The following is a 638-nucleotide window of genomic DNA, read 5'->3' on the forward strand; positions in this document are numbered from 1 at the left end:
CTGCCGCAGCGCCGGCCCCGGCGGGTGCCGCCGGCTCGGTCACCGTGCAGGCCGGCGATACCGCGGGCCGCCTGGCCGCCGCCAACCGCCCCGCTGGCGTGTCGCTCGACCAGATGCTCGTGGCGATGATGCGTTCCAACCCTGACGCCTTCATCCGTGGCAACGTGAACCGGCTGAAATCGGGCGCGGTGCTGCAACTGCCCGATGAAACCCAGGCACGGGCCACTCCCCCCGGCGAGGCACGCCAGATCATTGCCGCGCAAAGCCGCGACTTCAACGAATTCCGCCGCCGCCTGGCCGGTGCCGCACCCTCCGCCGAGGTGGCCGCCGCCGAGCGTTCGGCCAGCGGCAAGGTCCAGACCCAGGTCGAGGACCGCAAGCCCGCCACGGCCGCGCCAGACAAGCTCACCCTGTCCAAGGGCGCCGTGCAAGGCCAGAAGGCTGCTGAAGACCAGGTGGCCAAGGACAAGCAGGCCAGCGCCGCATCGGCGCGCATGGCCGAGCTGTCGAAGAACATCTCCGACCTGAACAAGCTCGGAACCGCCTCCGCGCCGGTGTCCACGGGCTCCGGCAGCGCGCCCGCAGCCACCGCCAGCGCCGCGACGGGCGCAGCCGTGGCCACGGGCGCCGTGGTACCG

Annotated in this window: 1 protein-coding gene; it reads left to right on the forward strand. The window is 72.7% G+C overall.

Features of this window, described 5'->3' with window-relative positions:
* Positions 1-638: FimV/HubP family polar landmark protein (locus AC27IO_RS25160; RefSeq protein WP_498741337.1), on the forward strand; the 638-nt coding region annotated here is incomplete at both ends.

This window comes from Acidovorax sp. KNOB132 (assembly GCF_057541515.1).